This is a genomic window from Pseudomonas morbosilactucae (assembly GCF_023241715.1).
Taxonomy (GTDB): Bacteria; Pseudomonadota; Gammaproteobacteria; order Pseudomonadales; family Pseudomonadaceae; genus Aquipseudomonas; species Aquipseudomonas morbosilactucae.
Genome location: NZ_JALQCW010000107.1, coordinates 1 through 14,791 on the forward strand (window position 1 = coordinate 1; position 14,791 = coordinate 14,791).

Sequence of the window (14,791 nt, forward strand, 5' to 3'; positions counted from 1 at the left end):
GCAGGCGCAGGCTTTATGTAGGCGCTGGCTTGCCAGCGATAGCGCCCATGAGATCGCCATCGCCGGCAAGCCGGCTCCTACAGAGGTTGGACGCAGAGCGTCACCCCCAGGGCATTGCGGCACTCACCCTTTGTAGGCGCAGGCTTATGTGGGAGCTGGCTTGCCAGCGATAGCGCCCATGAGATCGCGATCGCCGGCAAGCCGGCTCCCACAAAGGCTGGACGCTTCGCGTCACCCCTAGGGCATTGCAGCGCTCACCCTTTGTAGGAGCTGGCTTGCCAGCGATAGCGCCTGTGAGATCGCCATCGCCGGCAAGCCGGCTCCCACAGAGGCTGGGCGCTTCGCGTTGGTGCGGTTCAGGCCACGAGGGGCAGGGCGCCCATTTTGCCGTTGCAGTACACCATCGGGCTGATGCCTTGTTGCGGCACGATCAGGTTTTTCACTGCGCCGACCATGATGGCGTGGTCGCCGCCTTCATATTCGCGCCACAGCTCGCATTCGATGATGGCGCTGGCGTTGTTCAGCAGCGGGTTGCCCAGTTCGCTCAAGGTCCACTCGATTCCTTGCGCCTTGTCCTTGCCTTTGCGGGCAAAGGCATAGGCTTCGTTCTGCTGCCCGCCGGACAGCACATGGATGGCAAAGCGCTTGTTCTTGATCAGCACCGGGTAGGAGTCGGAGCTGTAGTTGGGGCAGAACAGCACCAGGGCCGGCTCCATCGACAGTGAGCTGAAGGCACTGGCGGTCAGGCCCACGACTTGCCCGTCGTCGTCCAGGGTGGTGATGACGGTGACTCCGGACGGGAACGAACCCATGACTTGTTTGTAGATGGCGGCGTCGATCATTGGCTCGTACCTCGGTGCTGTAACGCGGGTTTTTATGAGTTTGTAGGTATGATGGTATACCGTAATACATCGTTTGCAAGGGCTTTTTCACACCGGCCGATAAACGACTTTTTCCACCGTTAACTCAATGTTTGCTGGGCTTTAAGCTAGTAATACGGAGCCTGGGCAGGCGAGAATCACAGATCAGATGGGGCGCCAAAGACCGGATCAGTCTTGTTAAAAGTTTGGAATACCATAATATGGTCTTCATCTGAGGGGTTGCCAAAGAGCACCCCCGGTTTGGCTTCAAACAACGATAAGAACAGACAAACTCGAGTTCATGCACATGTCCCAGATGTCCCGGCAAGACCCTCTGATCGAGAACCACACGGTGGATTACGTGCCCCTGGGTGAGCGCCATGGGAAGGCGCGCGATCTTTTCACCCTGTGGTTCAGCACCAATATCGCGCCCCTGCCCATTGTCACCGGCGCGATGGTGGCCCAGGTGTTCCACCTCAACCTGTTCTGGGGGCTGCTGGCGATTGCCCTCGGGCATATGCTCGGCGGCGTGGTGATTGCCCTGGCCTCGGCCCAGGGGCCGCGCATGGGCATTCCACAAATGGTCCAGAGCCGCGGCCAGTTCGGTCGCTATGGCGCGCTGCTGATCGTGTTCTTCGCTGCGCTGATCTACATCGGCTTCTTTATTTCCAACATCGTCCTGGCCGGCAAATCCATCGTCGGCATTGCGCCCGAGGTGCCGGTCCCGGCGAGCATCCTGATCGGCGCCCTGAGCGCCACCGCCATCGGTGTGATCGGCTATCGCTTTATCCATACCCTGAACCGCATCGGCACCTGGGTCATGGGCAGCGCCTTGCTCGCCGGCTTTATCTACATCTTTGCCAACGAACTGCCGGCGGACTTCCTGACCCGCGGCGGTTTCAACCTGTCGGGCTGGTTGGCGACCCTGTCGTTGGGGATCATCTGGCAGATCAGCTTCTCGCCCTACACTTCGGACTATTCGCGTTACCTGCCGGCCGACATCGGCATTGCCCGGCCGTTTCTCGCCACTTACCTGGGCGCGACCCTGGGCACTATCCTGTCGTTCGCCTTCGGCCTGGTGGCGGCCCTGGCCACCCCTGAAGGCACCGAGGCGATGACCGCAGTCAAGCAGTCCACCGGTTGGCTGGGGCCGATCCTGATGGTGCTGTTCCTGCTGAATATCATCAGCCACAACGCCCTTAATCTGTACGGCGCGGTGCTGTCGATCATCACCTCGATCCAGACCTTCGCCAGCCAATGGACGCCGAGCATCAAGGTGCGGGTGGTGTTGTCGGCGCTGGTGCTGGCGGGGTGCTGCCTGGTGGCGCTGGGCGCTTCGGCGGACTTTATCTCGCAGTTCATCGGCCTGGTCCTGGCGCTGCTGCTGGTGCTGGTGCCTTGGGCTTCGATCAACCTGATCGACTTCTACCTGATTCAGCGCGGCAACTACGACATCGCCTCGATCTTCCGCGCCGACGGCGGCATTTACGGGCGTTTCAACCTGCACGCGATCGTCGCCTATTTCAGCGGCATCATCGTCCAGTTGCCGTTTGCCAATACGTCGCTGTATGTCGGCCCCTACGCCAACCTGGTGGATGGCGCAGACCTGTCGTGGCTGGTGGGTCTGCTAGTGACTTGCCCGCTGTACTACTGCCTGGCAACCCGCAGCCAGCCCTCCCAGCGTCGTGTGATCAAGGCCGCCCTGGCCGAGTGATCAGGGCGCCGTGGCCGAAGCTTGACGCTCGGCCACGGCGCGCAATGTCTTGAGCGTCACCAGTGGCGCATCGACGACAAACCGGTTGGCCAGCCAGGCGGGAATATCCCCCGCCGGTTCGGCCTGCAGTTCGTAGGTCACTTCAGTTGCCCCCGGCCCCTTGGGCTCCATCTTCCACAGCCCCTGCAATTGGCGGATCCGGGTTTGCCCCGGCTCCCCTGGCACCCAGCCAGGCACCGCCTGCAGGTGCCGGGTCAGGCTGCCATCGGCGGCCCGTTCCGTGTGCACCCAAAGCACCATGTCCCGCGGCTTGGCCGGCCAGGGCAGGTCCGTGCTGAGGTAGACCCAGGTGTCGTCGCCGTCGTTTTTCAGCAGGCGCATTTCCTTGCACGCATACAACCAGGCGCAGGCGACCCTGAGGTTTTCCTGGAGGCTGTTCAGGGTGTCGACGTCGGCCCGGATCTGCACCACGCCGCGAAAACGCTGGTAATGGGAGTCGGGTGCCTGGTTGAGATAGACCTGGACGCCGTCCTGGTCCTCGGCCAGTTGCCAGTCTTCGCGGGCGGCTGCGCCAGTGCACAGCAGCGCCATGCACAAGGCGAGGGTGCCGGAACGGATGCGCATGGGGTGAGTCCTCTGACGGCCATTGGGCGGGCCTGTTCACAGGATAGGCAATCTTCGGCGGGACGCGCATTACAACGAGAAAGGAGTGGACGGTGTGGCGGTTGGAGCTGGCTTGCCAGCGATGGCGCCGGCAAGCCTTATGCGCTTCCTGAGATCAATGGGCGCCGGCGGCTTTGTTCAGGTCGCTTTCGGCCCATTGGGTGTAGACGCAGGCGTCTGCGGTGGCCCAGCGCACGCGCACCGGGTCACCGGCCTTGAGCGGCATGCCAGCGGCGGACAGGGCCTTGACGGTCATCGCCGTGCCGCCGTCGGTGACCACGCTGCAGGTCTGGCTTTCCCCGAGGAACAACACTTCCTGGACCTTGGCCGACACTTGGTTCCAGCCCGGCGCCAGAGGGTCCTGCTCGGCCTGTTGCACGCTCAGGGCCTGGGCTTTTTCCGGGCGCACCATCAGCAGCACATCCTGATCGGCGTGCAGGCCGGAGGTCAGGCGGATCGACAGTGCCTGGCCTTCGAAGCTGGCGGCGCCGTTGCCCTGGGCCTTGAGCTTGAGGAAGTTGGAGTTGCCAAGGAACGACGCGACAAAGGCATTCGGCGGGTTCTGGTAGAGGTCATAACCGCTGCCCAGGCCGACGATCTTGCCGTGGCTGAAGATCGCAATGCGTTGCGACAGGCGCATCGCTTCTTCCTGGTCGTGGGTCACGTAGACGATGGTGATGCCCAGGCGCCGATGCAGTTGGCGCAGTTCATCCTGCAGGTCTTCGCGCAGCTTTTTGTCCAGGGCGCCGAGGGGTTCGTCCATCAGCAGGATGCGTGGCTCGTAGACCAGCGCCCGGGCGATCGCCACCCGTTGTTGCTGGCCGCCGGACAGCTGCGAAGGGCGGCGATGGGCGAACTGCTCCAGTTGCACCAGCTTGAGCATGGCGTCTACCCGGCGTTCGCGTTCGGCCGGGGCCAGTTTGCGAATGGCCAGGGGGAAGGCGATGTTGTCGCGCACCGAGAGGTGGGGGAACAGCGAGTAACGCTGGAACACCATGCCGATGTCGCGCTTGTGCGGCGGGACGTTGACCAGGGAGTGGCCGTCCACCAGGATCTCGCCGCTGCTCGGGGTTTCAAAGCCGGCGAGCATCGACAGGGTGGTGCTTTTGCCCGAGCCGCTGGAGCCGAGGAAGGTGAGGAATTCACCGTCCTGGATCTCCAGGGAGATATCGTCCACGGCGGCAAAGTCGCCGTAGTGCTTGTTCAGGTTGCGCAGGCTGACCAGGGTTTTATTGTTTTGCTGTGCGGGGTCTTTGACGGCACTCATGCTGTACTCCTAGGCGCTCAAGCGCTGATTTCGTTGCGCCGACGCAGGGCGGCGGCAATCACCATGACCAACACCGAGAGGCCGATCAGCAGCGTCGAAGCGACGGCGATCACAGGCGTCAGGTCCTGGCGCAGGGTGGTCCACATTTTCACGGGCAAAGTCTGCAGGGTCGGGCTGGCCATCATCACGCTCAGCACCACTTCGTCCCACGACACCAGGAACGCAAACAGCGCACCGGCCACCATCCCCGGGCGAATCGCCGGGAAGGTCACCTTGAACACGGCCTGCAGGCGCGAAGCACCGCAGATCACCGCCGCGTCTTCAATCGACTGATCGAACAGCTTCAGCGAGTTGATGATCGAGATGATGGTGAAGGGCAGGGCGACGATCACGTGGCTCACCACAAAGGCGAACAGGGTGCCGGTGTAGCCGAGCTTGAGGAACAGCGCATAGACCGCCACGGCGATGATCACCAGGGGCACGATCATCGGCAGGGTAAACAGGCCATAGAGCATCTCGCGACCGGGGAAGCGCCCGCGCACCAAGGCAAAGGCGGTGGGCAGGCCCAGGGCCACGGCGAAGAAGGTGGTCAGCAGCGCCACCTTGAGGCTGGCCATGGCTGCGCTCATCCAGTCCGGGTTGGAGAAGAACTGGCCGTACCATTTCAGGGTCCAGCCCGGCGGCGGGAACACCAGCCATTGGGACGAGCCGAACGACAGCAGGACGATGAACAGAATCGGCAGCAGCAGGAACAGGGCGATCAGGCCGGTGGTGGTGTAGAGGCCGATTCGCATGCGCCGGCTCATGGCATTGGGGGTCAGGAGCATGACGGCTTACCTCGCGTTGCTGGCACCCACCGGGGATTCCGGCTGGAGCTTCAGGTAGAAGTAGAACAACACCAGGGTGATCAGCACCAACAAGGCGGCGCCGGCACTGGCCAGGCCCCAATTGAGGAACGACTGCACCTGCTGAATGATGAATTCGGGCAGCATCATGTTCTGCGCGCCGCCGAGCAGCGCCGGGGTCACGTAATAGCCCAGGGACATGACGAACACCATCAAGCCACCGGAGAACAGCCCCGGCCGGCACAGTGGCAGGAACACCCGGAAGAAGTTGGTCCAGGGGCTGGCACCGCAGATCGAGCCGGCCTGGAGGATCATCGGGTCAATGGCCTGCATGGTCGCCTGCAACGGCAGGACGATGAACGGGATCATGATGTAGCTCATGCCGATCACCACGCCGGTGAGGTTGTGCACCATCTCCAGGGGCTGGTCGATGATGCCCATGGCCATCAGCGCCTTGTTGATCACCCCGGAGGCCTGCAACAGCACCAGCCAGGAATAGGTCCGCGCCAGCAGGCTGGTCCACATCGACAGCAGCACGATGTTCAGCATCCAGCGGCCCCAGCCACGAGGCACCAGGGTGATCGCCCAGGCCAGGGGAAAGCCCAGCAGCAGGCTGAACAGGGTCACCAGGCCGGCCACCGAGAAGGTGTTGAACAGCACCCGGGCGTAGGCCGAGTTGGCGAACAGTTGCTGGTAGTTGCCCAGGCCCGGCTCGGGTTCGAGCACGCCCCGCAGCAGCAGGCCGATCAACGGCGCGAGAAAGAACAGGCCGAGGAACAGCAGGGCCGGGAGCAGGTTCCCGGCACCACGCCAGCGCTGTGCCAGGGAGGGAGATTGCGTCATCACGGTGGCCTTGGCGGATGCCGAGCCGGCAGCGCCAGAGGCGCTCCCGGTCGGGGTGGATTGACGGGACGCAGTGGCCGTCATTTTCATTTGACCAGCCATTCGTTCCACCGTGTCGCGATGGCCGGACCGTTCTTGGCCCAGTACGCGAAGTCGAGGGTGATCTGATCCTTAGCGTAGGCAGTCGGCAGGTTCGGTGCCAGGACCGAGTCCAGGCGCGCCACGCTGTCGACGTTGACCGGGGCGTAGGCGGTCAGGTTGGAGAAGTCGGCCTGGCCTTTGGCGCCGCTGGCGTTGGCCAGGAACTTCATCGCTGCGTCCTTGTTCTTCGCACCTTTGGGGATGACCAGGAAGTCGGCCATGACCAGGTTCTGTTTCCAGCTTACGCCCACCGGTGCGCCGTCTTGTTGCAGGGCGTAGACCCGGCCGTTCCAGAACTGCCCGATGCTTGCTTCACCCGAGGCCAGCAGTTGTTGCGACTGCGCGCCGCCGCCCCACCAGACGATGTCTTTTTTGATGGTGTCGAGTTTCTTGAAGGCCCGGTCCAGGTCCAGGGGGTAGAGCTTGTCTGCCGCTACGCCGTCGGCCAGCAGGGCCAGTTCCAGCACGCCGGGGCTGGGCCATTTGTACAGGGCGCGTTTGCCGGGGTAGGTCTTGGTGTCGAACAGGGCGCTCCAGTCCTGAGGCTTGTTGGCCCCGACCTTGCCTTCGTTGAAGCCCAGCACGAAGGAGAAGAAGAACGAACCGACGCCGTGGTCGGAGACGAAGCGCGGGTCAATCTTGTCGCGCTGGATCTGCTTGAAGTCCAGGGGTTCGAGCAAGCCTTCGGCGGCCGCGCGCAGGGCGAAGTCAGCCTCGACGTCCACCACGTCCCATTGCACGTTGCCGCTCTCGACCATGGCCTTGAGCTTGCCGTAGTCGGTCGGGCCGTCCTGGACCACGGTGATGCCGCTGGCCTTGCTGAACGGGTCGGCCCAGGCTTGCTTCTGCGCGTCCTGGGTACTGCCGCCCCAACTGACGAAGTTGACACTTTCAGCCGCCATGGCCAGGTTGCCGAAAGTGCTCAGCAAGCCGGCGAAGAGTACGGCGGTTGTACCTTTGTTCAACACCATTTTTACGCCCTCATTTGTTGTGTTTTTGAGCGGGCTGTTGATGCCCGCCTATCGGGAGCAGTAGGTCCATCGGGGCCTTGAAAAGGCGACCGTGCCAAGGGCTGTTGTTTGTGCTGTCCCTGGCGGGCGCACTTGGCAAAAATGTCCGGTCTACGGAATATCATATTATGGTATTCCAAACTTTGTGCAAGCACTTTGCCTTACCGGCCATCCGCACAAAGCGGTCTTTTTGTTACCGGCAGGCCGCCGCTTGGCGGCCTGCCCCGGGTGTGGCGAAACGCGTTATTCGCTGAAGGGGATGCTCTCGACCACTTCCAGGTCGTAGCCAGTCAGGCCGGCGTATTTCAGCGGCGGGCCGAGGTGGCGCAGCTTGCCCACGCCCAGCTCCTGCAGAATCTGTGCCCCGGTGCCCACTTCAGAATAGATGCGCGATTGCGAGCGCTGGTACTGGCGTGGCGGCTGGGTCAGTTGCGGCACCCGTTCCAGCAAGGCCTGGGAGGATTCATGGTTGGCCAGCACCACCACCACGCCACGACCTTCTTCGGCCACGCGTTGCAGGGCGGCCCACAGGGTCCAGTTGGAGGGGCCGTGGTACTCGGCGCCCACCAGGTCGCGCAGCGGGTCGATCACGTGCACCCGCACCAGGGTCGGGTCTTCACGGCGGATATCGCCCATCACCATGGCCATGTGCACGCCGCCTTCGATGCGGTCCTCGAAGGTGATCAGGCGGAAGGTGCCGTGCACCGTCGGCAGTTCCCGCTCACCGATACGCACCACGGTGTGCTCGGTGCTGAGGCGATAGTGGATCAGGTCGGCGATGGTGCCGATCTTGATCCCGTGCTTGCGGGCGAAGACTTCCAGGTCCGGGCGGCGGGCCATGGTGCCGTCGTCGTTCATCACTTCGACAATCACCGAGGCCGGGGTGAAGCCCGCCATGCGCGCCAGGTCGCAGCCGGCTTCGGTGTGGCCGGCGCGGGTCAGCACGCCGCCTTCCTTGGCCCGCAGCGGGAAGATGTGCCCGGGTTGCACCAGGTCGTCGGCCTTGGCATTGGCGGCCACCGCGGCAGCGACGGTGCGGGCGCGATCGGCGGCGGAGATGCCGGTGCTGACCCCGACGGCGGCTTCGATGGACACGGTAAAGGCGGTGCTGAACACGCTGCCGTTGCTCGGCACCATCTGCTCCAGGCCCAGGCGCTGGCAGTGTTCGTCGGTCAGGGTCAGGCAGATCAGGCCCCGGGCTTCCCGGGCCATGAAGCTGATGGCCTGGGCGTCGCAACGGTCGGCGGCGAGCAACAGGTCGCCTTCGTTTTCCCGGTCTTCGTCGTCCACCAGGAGCACCATCTTGCCTTGCCGGTAGTCTTCGATGATTTCTTCGATGCTGTTGAAGGCCATGCTGGGAATCTCGGTGTGTGGATGAATTACTTTGTGGTATACCATAATACAAAATAAACCGAGAGGTCACTATGAAGGCGTACTGGATTGCTCACGTGGATGTCACCGACCCCGATCAATACAGCCACTACACCCAGCGCGCGCCGGCAGCGTTCGCCCTGTACGGCGGACGCATGCTGGCCCGGGGCGGGCGCAGCCAAGCCATGGAAGGGCGAGCGACGCCGCAGCGCAGCGTGGTGATCGAATTCGATTCCTATGAACAGGCGCTGGCCTGCTACCACTCCGAGCAGTACCAGGAAGCCAAGGGCCACCGCGAAGGCGTGGCGCGGGCAGAAGTGATCATCGTCGAAGGCGTCCCCCCGCTGTAACGCGCACGGCCACGTGGGGGCGATCGGTGCGGAGGCTCCACTTCTCGTTCCCACGGTTCCCGTGGAAATGCCTCGGGGGACGCTCCGCGTTCCGGCTTGGTGCGCGCGGTGGCCGCTCAGCGAATGAAGTGGATTTTGCCGCTGTCGTCGTTGCCGATGTAGATGCCGTAGACCCCGGCCTGGCGCTCTTCGATGTAGCGTTCGAGGATTTGCCGGATCGCCGGGTAGTAGATGCTCTCCCAGGGAATGTCCTCGGGGGCGAAGAATTTGTAGTCCAGGGTTTCCGGCCCGAACTGCCCGGTGATCTCCAGGGCGATGGCGCGGAAGATGATGTACACCTCGCTGATCTTCGGCACGCTGAAGATCGAGTACGGCGAGATGATTTCCGCGCGCACGCCGCTTTCTTCCCAGACTTCCCGCAGGGCCGCCTGTTCGGTGGTTTCGTTGCCTTCCATGAACCCCGCCGGCAGGGTCCAGGTGCCCGGCCGTGGCGGGATGGCGCGCTGGCACAGAAGGTACTTGCCGTCCTGCTCGATGATGCAGCCAGCGATGATCTTCGGGTTGACGTAATGGATGTAGCCGCAGCCGCGGCACATCAGGCGCTCATGGGTATCGCCCGCTGGCCGCTGGTGACCGAGGTCACTGCCGCCGCACTTTGGACAAAAGCTCGGGCTGAACATATCAGCGACCTATACGGGGTTCTTTGAGGGCGATGGGCGCAGTGATCTCGGGAATGTCGCCGGTCTCTTCCTGTTTGCGCTTGAGGTAGTCCAGGGCCACTTTGGCGGCGGCTCGCACGTGGTCCACCGAGGCCTGGTGGGCCGCCAGCGGATCGCCGCTCTTGATCGCTTCGACGATGCGTTCCATTTCCTGGTTGCTCGAACCACGACGGTTTTCCTGGGACACCGAGGTCGCCCGCAGGTAGCTGATGCGCGCCTGCAGCTGGCGCAGTTGGGTGGCCGCCACGTGGTTGCCGGAACCTTCGAGCAGCACGTCGTAGAAACCCTGGACCGAATCCAGCACCTGTTGCAACTCGCCTTCCTTGAGGGATTTGCGGTTCTCTTCCAGGGCTTTTTCCAGGGCCTTGATGTCCTTGGCCTTGGCCCGCAGGGTGAACAGCTGGACGATCAGGCCTTCGAGTACGCAACGCAGCTCGTAGATGTCCCCGGCGTCGGCCAGGGTGATGATGGCCACGCGCGGCCCCTTGGCGTCGGCGAATTCCACCAGGCCTTCGGATTCCAGGTGGCGCAGGGCTTCGCGAACGGAAGTGCGGCTGACGCCCAGGCGATCGCACAGATCGCGTTCAACCAGACGGTCTCCCGGCAGGAGCTGGAAGTTCATGATGGCGCTTCGCAGTTTATCCAGCACGATTTCGCGCAGGGTAACGGGGTTGCGATTGACCTTGAAGCTGTCGTCGAGTGGCAGGCGTTTCATGGGGTCCGCTCTGAGTGTGGCTGTCCATGCAAAAAGAGCACTGCGATCGAGGATCATCGTGCTCTGGTCTCACAACAGCCAAAGGTTAACTGGAGGCCTCGGCATCGGCTTCGGCGAAGGCTTCACGGGCGAGCCGGAAACTGTCTACGGCAGCGGGAACACCGCAATAAATACCGACCTGAAGCAGGATTTCGCGTATTTGTTCACGACTCAGACCGTTACGCAAGGCGCCGCGTACATGCAGCTTGAGTTCGTGAGGCCGATTGAGGGCTGAAATCATCGCCAAGTTTATCATGCTGCGTTCTTTGAGCGACAAACCCTCGCGGCCCCAGACGTGACCCCAGCAGTACTCGGTGACCATTTCCTGGAGCGGGCGGGTGAAGTCGTCGGCGTTCTCGATGGAGCGCTGCACATAGGCTTCGCCCAATACCTGGGTGCGAATCTTCAGGCCTTTTTCGTATTTCTCGTTACTCATCACGCAGTCCTCAGTGCGGTCCCTGGGGAACCGCTCACCATTCAAGGCCGCCATCGCTTGGTAGGAGCAGGCTTGCCTGCGATGACGGCCCTGGATTCGAGATCATTGCCGGCGGGCTCGCCGCGATCGCGAGCGCGCCTGCCGGGCATTGATTTCGCTCGTTACGCCAGGGTGGGCAGGGGGCCCAGCTTGCCTTTGTGGTAGATCATCGGCGTCACCGGCTGCTCGGGCAGGATCAGGTGCTTGACCGCGCCGACGATGATCGCGTGATCGCCGCCGTCGTATTCGCGCCACAACTCGCACTCGATGATTGCCGTGGCCTTGGCCAGCAGCGGGTTGCCCAGTTCGCTCAAGTGCCACTCGATGCCCTTGGCCTTGTCCTTGCCTTTACCGGCGAAGGCGTAGGCTTCGGCGGTCTGGTCGGCCGACAGCAAGTGAATGGCGAACTGCTTGCTGTCACGCAGGATCGGGTAGGTGTCCGAGGCGTAGTTGGGGCAGAACAGCACCAGCGCCGGGTCGATCGACAGCGCGCTGAAGGCGCTGGCGGTGATGCCGACGATCTGCCCGTCCGGGTCCAGGGTGGTGACCACCGTGACCCCGGAAGGGAAGGAACTCATGACTTCTTTGTAAATGCCGGGTTCGATCATTTCGCAGGACTCCTAGCGCATCACAAACGGATCAGGCATGGGTGCCTGGGACAGGTTGATCCACACCGTTTTCAGTTCGGTATAGGCCAGCACCGAGTCGATGCCGCTCTCGCGGCCATAGCCACTGTTCTTGAAACCGCCGATGGGGGCCATGGCCGACACCGCACGGTAGGTATTGACCCAGATGATCCCCGAACGCACGTCCCGGGCCAGGCGATGGGCACGGCCCAGGTCGCGGGTCCAGATGCCGGCGGCGAGGCCGAACTGGGAGTCGTTGGCGATCGCCAGGGCGTCGGCTTCATCCTTGAAACGGATCACCGAGGCCACCGGGCCGAAGACTTCTTCCTGCATGATTTTCATCGAGTTGCTGTCGCACTCGAACAGGGTCGGCTCGTAGAACCAGCCATCGCCCACGCCCTGAGGGCGCTTGCCACCCAGGCGCAGGGTGGCGCCTTCGGCCAGGGCGTCGGCCACCAGGCCTTCGACCACGGCCAATTGCTGGGCGGTGGCCATGGGGCCCATTTCGGTGCCGTCGTCCTGGGGGTTGCCGATGCGGATGCGCTGGGCGCGTTCCACCAGGCGGGCGACGAATTCGTCGTAGATCTCGTCTTGGACCAGCAGCCGCGAGCCAGAGACGCAGCTCTGCCCGGAGGCCGCATAGATGCCGGCGATGGCGCCGTTGATGGCGCTGTCCAGGTCGGCGTCGGCAAAGATGATGTTCGGCGACTTGCCGCCCAGTTCCAGGGACAGCTTGGCGAAGTTTTCTGCACTGCTGCGCACCACATGCCGGGCTGTGGCGGCGCCGCCGGTGAAGGCGATCTTGCGCACCAGCGGGTGGCGCGTCAGGGCGGCGCCGGTGCTCGGGCCATAGCCGGTGACGACGTTGACCACGCCCGGAGGAATGCCGGCTTCCAGGGCCAGGCGCGCCAGCTCGAGGATGGTCGCCGAGGCGTGCTCCGAGGGCTTGATCACGATGGTGTTGCCGGCGGCCAGGGCCGGGGCCAGCTTGATGGCGGTCAGGTACAGCGGGCTGTTCCAGGGGATGATCGCGGCGACCACGCCCATGGCTTCATGCACGGTGTAGGCAAACAGGTCGGGCTTGTCGAGGGGCAGGGTGCCGCCTTCGAGCTTGTCCGCCAGGCCTGCGGTGTAGTGGAAAAACTCCGGCAGGTAGCCGACCTGGCCGCGGGTCTCGCGGATCAGCTTGCCGTTGTCGCGGCTTTCCAGCTGGGCCAGTTGTTCCTTGTTCTCGGCGATCAGGTCACCGAGGCGGCGCAGCAGCTTGCCTCGGGCCGTGGCGGTCAGGCCACGCCAGGCCGGGCCGTCGAAGGCCGTCTGGGCGGCCTGCACGGCGCGCTCGACATCGGCTTCATCGGCATCGGGCAGTTGCGCCCAAGGCTCGGCCAGGGCCGGGTTGAGGCTGTCGAAAGTCTTGCCGGACAGGGCATCGACCCATTCGCCGCCGATGCACATCTGGAAGCGTGCGAGTGTCATGCAACGATCCCCTTTATTGGATTTGGACGGGTGTGCGCTATTTCAAGAAATTCCAGCAGCACCTGGTTGACCAGGCGCGGTGATTCCACCGGCATCATATGCCGCTGCTCGGGCAGCACGGCAACCCGTGCGCCAGGAATTCGCTGGGCCAGTTGCTCGGCCATTTCCGGGGTTGAACCCGGGTCCAGTTCGCCGGTGGCGATCAGCGTCGGCGCCTGGATCAGGTGCAGGTCGTCGGCGCGGTACATATCCTGGGTGGCAAACAGCTCGTAGGTGGTCAGGTAGCCCTGTGGGTCATTGCTGGCCAGGGTCTGGCGGATCGCCGCGATCTGCGCCGGGTTGGCCGCTTGGTATTCGCGGCTGAACCATCGGGACAGCGCTGCTTCGGCATTGGCATCCGGGCCGTGTTCGGCGGCCTGGCTGGTGCGGGCGATGACGCCGGCACGCTGCTCGGGGCTGCGGTTGAACACGCTGTTGAGCACCACCAGGCCTTGCAGGTGCTGCGGGTAATGCAGGGCAAAGGCCCGGGCCACCAGGCCACCCATGGAGAAACCGATTACCGTGGCCTTGGGCAGTTGCAGGTGCTCCAGCAGTTCCCGCAGCTGGTCGGCATAACCGAGCAGGCCGGTGCCGCTGTCCGGGCGCGGGCTGGCGCCGTGGCCGAGCATGTCGTAGGCGATCACCCGGTACTGGCTGGAAAGGCCGACGATCTGCCCGCCCCACATTTCTTTGTTCAGGCCCACGCCGTGGATCAAGACCACGGGCTGGCCTTGGCCGGTCGCCAGGTAACTGGTGCCAGCCGGTGTTTGTTCAGCGGTGAGCCGAATCATGGAGCGCTCCTGCATGCCTTTTTATTGTGGTTGACCGGGACGGGATTACTGGGCTTTTTCAGCGGCCAGTTCTTCCAGGTCGATGTAGCGGTTGCCGATGCGTGGGTGCAGGCGGCCGCCGTCGGCGCAACCCAGGACCACGACGATTTCGTCGGCCCGCGGGGCGTCTTCGATCTGCATTTCCAGGGTGATGTAGTGGGAGCGCAGGCCTTCGTCGTCCTTGTGCATCATCGGGATCTGGATCGAAGTGCCCGGGCCGCCGCGCTTGTTGGTGAAGCTCAGGTAGCTCTTGGCCTTGACCGCTTCGCGGTAGTGGTTGCCGAAGCGCAGGGTGTGGATCACTGCCGAGGCGTGCTCGATTTCACCGTCGGCACCTACCACAGCGGCCTTGCCGTAGGCTTCGATCCTGTCGGCGCCGCCGATCAGGCCCACCAGACGCTCCACCATCAACGCGCCGAGGTCGGAGCAGTTGGCGCGGATTTCCGGCTTCAGGTCTTCGACGAAACCACGGCCCAGCCACGGGTTCTTCATCACCACCGCCAGGCCGACCATGGTCACCGGCTTGTCGGTGGCTTTGCCGCCTTCGATCAGGGTTTCTTCGAGGTAGCTGACGATCTTGCGGATTTCAAAACTCATGAGCGGGCTCCATGTAGGGTAAGAGTGTCTGTGCGTATGATGGTATACCATAATACCGGTAGCGCAAGTCCCCGACATGAGTTTGTGCAACCCCTAGCCGACAAAAGGCGTCGCCCCGCACGCTGATTGTTCCCCGCAGCGCCCCTCGCATCCCCTTGTAGGAGCCCGGCTTGCCGGCGATGGCGGCCTTGAAATCGCTATCGCTGGCAAG

17 protein-coding genes are annotated in these 14,791 nt (G+C 63.4%); 2 read left to right on the plus strand and 15 right to left on the minus strand.

The annotated features are described in order from the left end of the window. Window positions 1-356: 356 nt before the first annotated feature. Window positions 357-842 (minus strand): flavin reductase family protein, encoded by a 486-nt coding sequence (locus M1B34_RS31485; RefSeq protein WP_268267173.1) that lies wholly within the window; start codon window positions 840-842, stop codon window positions 357-359. 325 nt (window positions 843-1,167) lie between these two features. Here M1B34_RS31485 and M1B34_RS31490 point away from each other — a divergent pair, with 325 nt between their 5' ends. Further along, entirely contained in the window at window positions 1,168-2,574 is a 1,407-nt protein-coding gene (locus tag M1B34_RS31490) for a purine-cytosine permease family protein (RefSeq protein ID WP_123335738.1), read from the plus strand. On the opposite strand, the gene M1B34_RS31495 is transcribed toward M1B34_RS31490, so the two are convergent. The 6 genes from M1B34_RS31495 to ribBA all read right to left on the minus strand — a co-directional run bounded on the left by M1B34_RS31495 (window position 2,575) and on the right by ribBA (window position 8,696). Continuing rightward, a complete protein-coding gene (locus tag M1B34_RS31495; protein ID WP_268267174.1) occupies window positions 2,575-3,198 on the minus strand; it encodes an START domain-containing protein in 624 nt (207 codons plus the stop codon). It abuts the gene before it with no gap. Window positions 3,199-3,352: 154 nt separating this feature from the next. After that, on the minus strand, window positions 3,353-4,504 hold the full coding sequence (locus M1B34_RS31500) for an ABC transporter ATP-binding protein (protein ID WP_123335742.1): 1,152 nt from the start codon (window positions 4,502-4,504) through the stop codon (window positions 3,353-3,355). Between the two features lie 17 nt (window positions 4,505-4,521). Further along, window positions 4,522-5,331, minus strand: coding sequence for an ABC transporter permease (locus M1B34_RS31505; protein ID WP_123335744.1), 810 nt, complete (start codon window positions 5,329-5,331; stop codon window positions 4,522-4,524). A gap of 6 nt (window positions 5,332-5,337) precedes the next feature. Further along, on the minus strand, window positions 5,338-6,282 hold the full coding sequence (locus M1B34_RS31510; protein ID WP_185039405.1) for an ABC transporter permease: 945 nt from the start codon (window positions 6,280-6,282) through the stop codon (window positions 5,338-5,340). Then, window positions 6,279-7,304: an ABC transporter substrate-binding protein gene (locus M1B34_RS31515; RefSeq protein ID WP_268267175.1), complete on the minus strand. Its 1,026-nt coding sequence runs from the start codon at window positions 7,302-7,304 to the stop codon at window positions 6,279-6,281. The genes M1B34_RS31510 and M1B34_RS31515 overlap by 4 nt, the downstream gene beginning before the upstream one ends. A gap of 282 nt (window positions 7,305-7,586) precedes the next feature. Next, a complete protein-coding gene (gene ribBA / locus M1B34_RS31520; RefSeq protein ID WP_268267176.1) occupies window positions 7,587-8,696 on the minus strand; it encodes a bifunctional 3,4-dihydroxy-2-butanone-4-phosphate synthase/GTP cyclohydrolase II in 1,110 nt (369 codons plus the stop codon). 71 nt (window positions 8,697-8,767) lie between these two features. Here ribBA and M1B34_RS31525 point away from each other — a divergent pair, with 71 nt between their 5' ends. Continuing rightward, window positions 8,768-9,064 (plus strand): DUF1330 domain-containing protein, encoded by a 297-nt coding sequence (locus M1B34_RS31525; RefSeq protein WP_123335751.1) that lies wholly within the window; start codon window positions 8,768-8,770, stop codon window positions 9,062-9,064. 116 nt (window positions 9,065-9,180) lie between these two features. Here M1B34_RS31525 and M1B34_RS31530 read toward each other — a convergent pair whose 3' ends face one another. From M1B34_RS31530 to M1B34_RS31565, 8 genes are all read right to left on the minus strand, one after another. Further along, complete coding sequence (locus M1B34_RS31530) at window positions 9,181-9,744, minus strand: NUDIX hydrolase (RefSeq protein WP_123335754.1); 564 nt, start codon at window positions 9,742-9,744, stop codon at window positions 9,181-9,183. A 1-nt stretch (window position 9,745) separates the two neighbouring features. Next, window positions 9,746-10,498 carry a GntR family transcriptional regulator gene (locus tag M1B34_RS31535; protein ID WP_123335756.1) on the minus strand — a complete coding sequence of 251 codons (753 nt, stop codon included), beginning with the start codon at window positions 10,496-10,498 and terminating at the stop codon, window positions 9,746-9,748. 85 nt (window positions 10,499-10,583) lie between these two features. After that, on the minus strand, window positions 10,584-10,973 hold the full coding sequence (locus tag M1B34_RS31540; protein WP_007968634.1) for a carboxymuconolactone decarboxylase family protein: 390 nt from the start codon (window positions 10,971-10,973) through the stop codon (window positions 10,584-10,586). A 161-nt stretch (window positions 10,974-11,134) separates the two neighbouring features. Then, window positions 11,135-11,620, minus strand: a complete 486-nt coding sequence (locus tag M1B34_RS31545) for a flavin reductase family protein (RefSeq protein WP_123335758.1) — start codon at window positions 11,618-11,620, stop codon at window positions 11,135-11,137. Window positions 11,621-11,632: 12 nt separating this feature from the next. Then, a complete protein-coding gene (locus M1B34_RS31550) occupies window positions 11,633-13,114 on the minus strand; it encodes an aldehyde dehydrogenase (RefSeq protein ID WP_268267177.1) in 1,482 nt (493 codons plus the stop codon). Then, on the minus strand, window positions 13,111-13,944 hold the full coding sequence (locus M1B34_RS31555; RefSeq protein ID WP_123335763.1) for an alpha/beta fold hydrolase: 834 nt from the start codon (window positions 13,942-13,944) through the stop codon (window positions 13,111-13,113). Before M1B34_RS31555 ends, M1B34_RS31550 begins: the two co-directional genes overlap by 4 nt. A 45-nt stretch (window positions 13,945-13,989) precedes the next feature. Then, a complete protein-coding gene (locus M1B34_RS31560; RefSeq protein ID WP_268267178.1) occupies window positions 13,990-14,580 on the minus strand; it encodes an amino acid synthesis family protein in 591 nt (196 codons plus the stop codon). Beyond that, window positions 14,570-14,791 (minus strand): hypothetical protein (locus tag M1B34_RS31565; protein WP_268267179.1); only part of this gene is annotated, 222 nt, incomplete at its 5' end. The genes M1B34_RS31565 and M1B34_RS31560, both read right to left, overlap by 11 nt.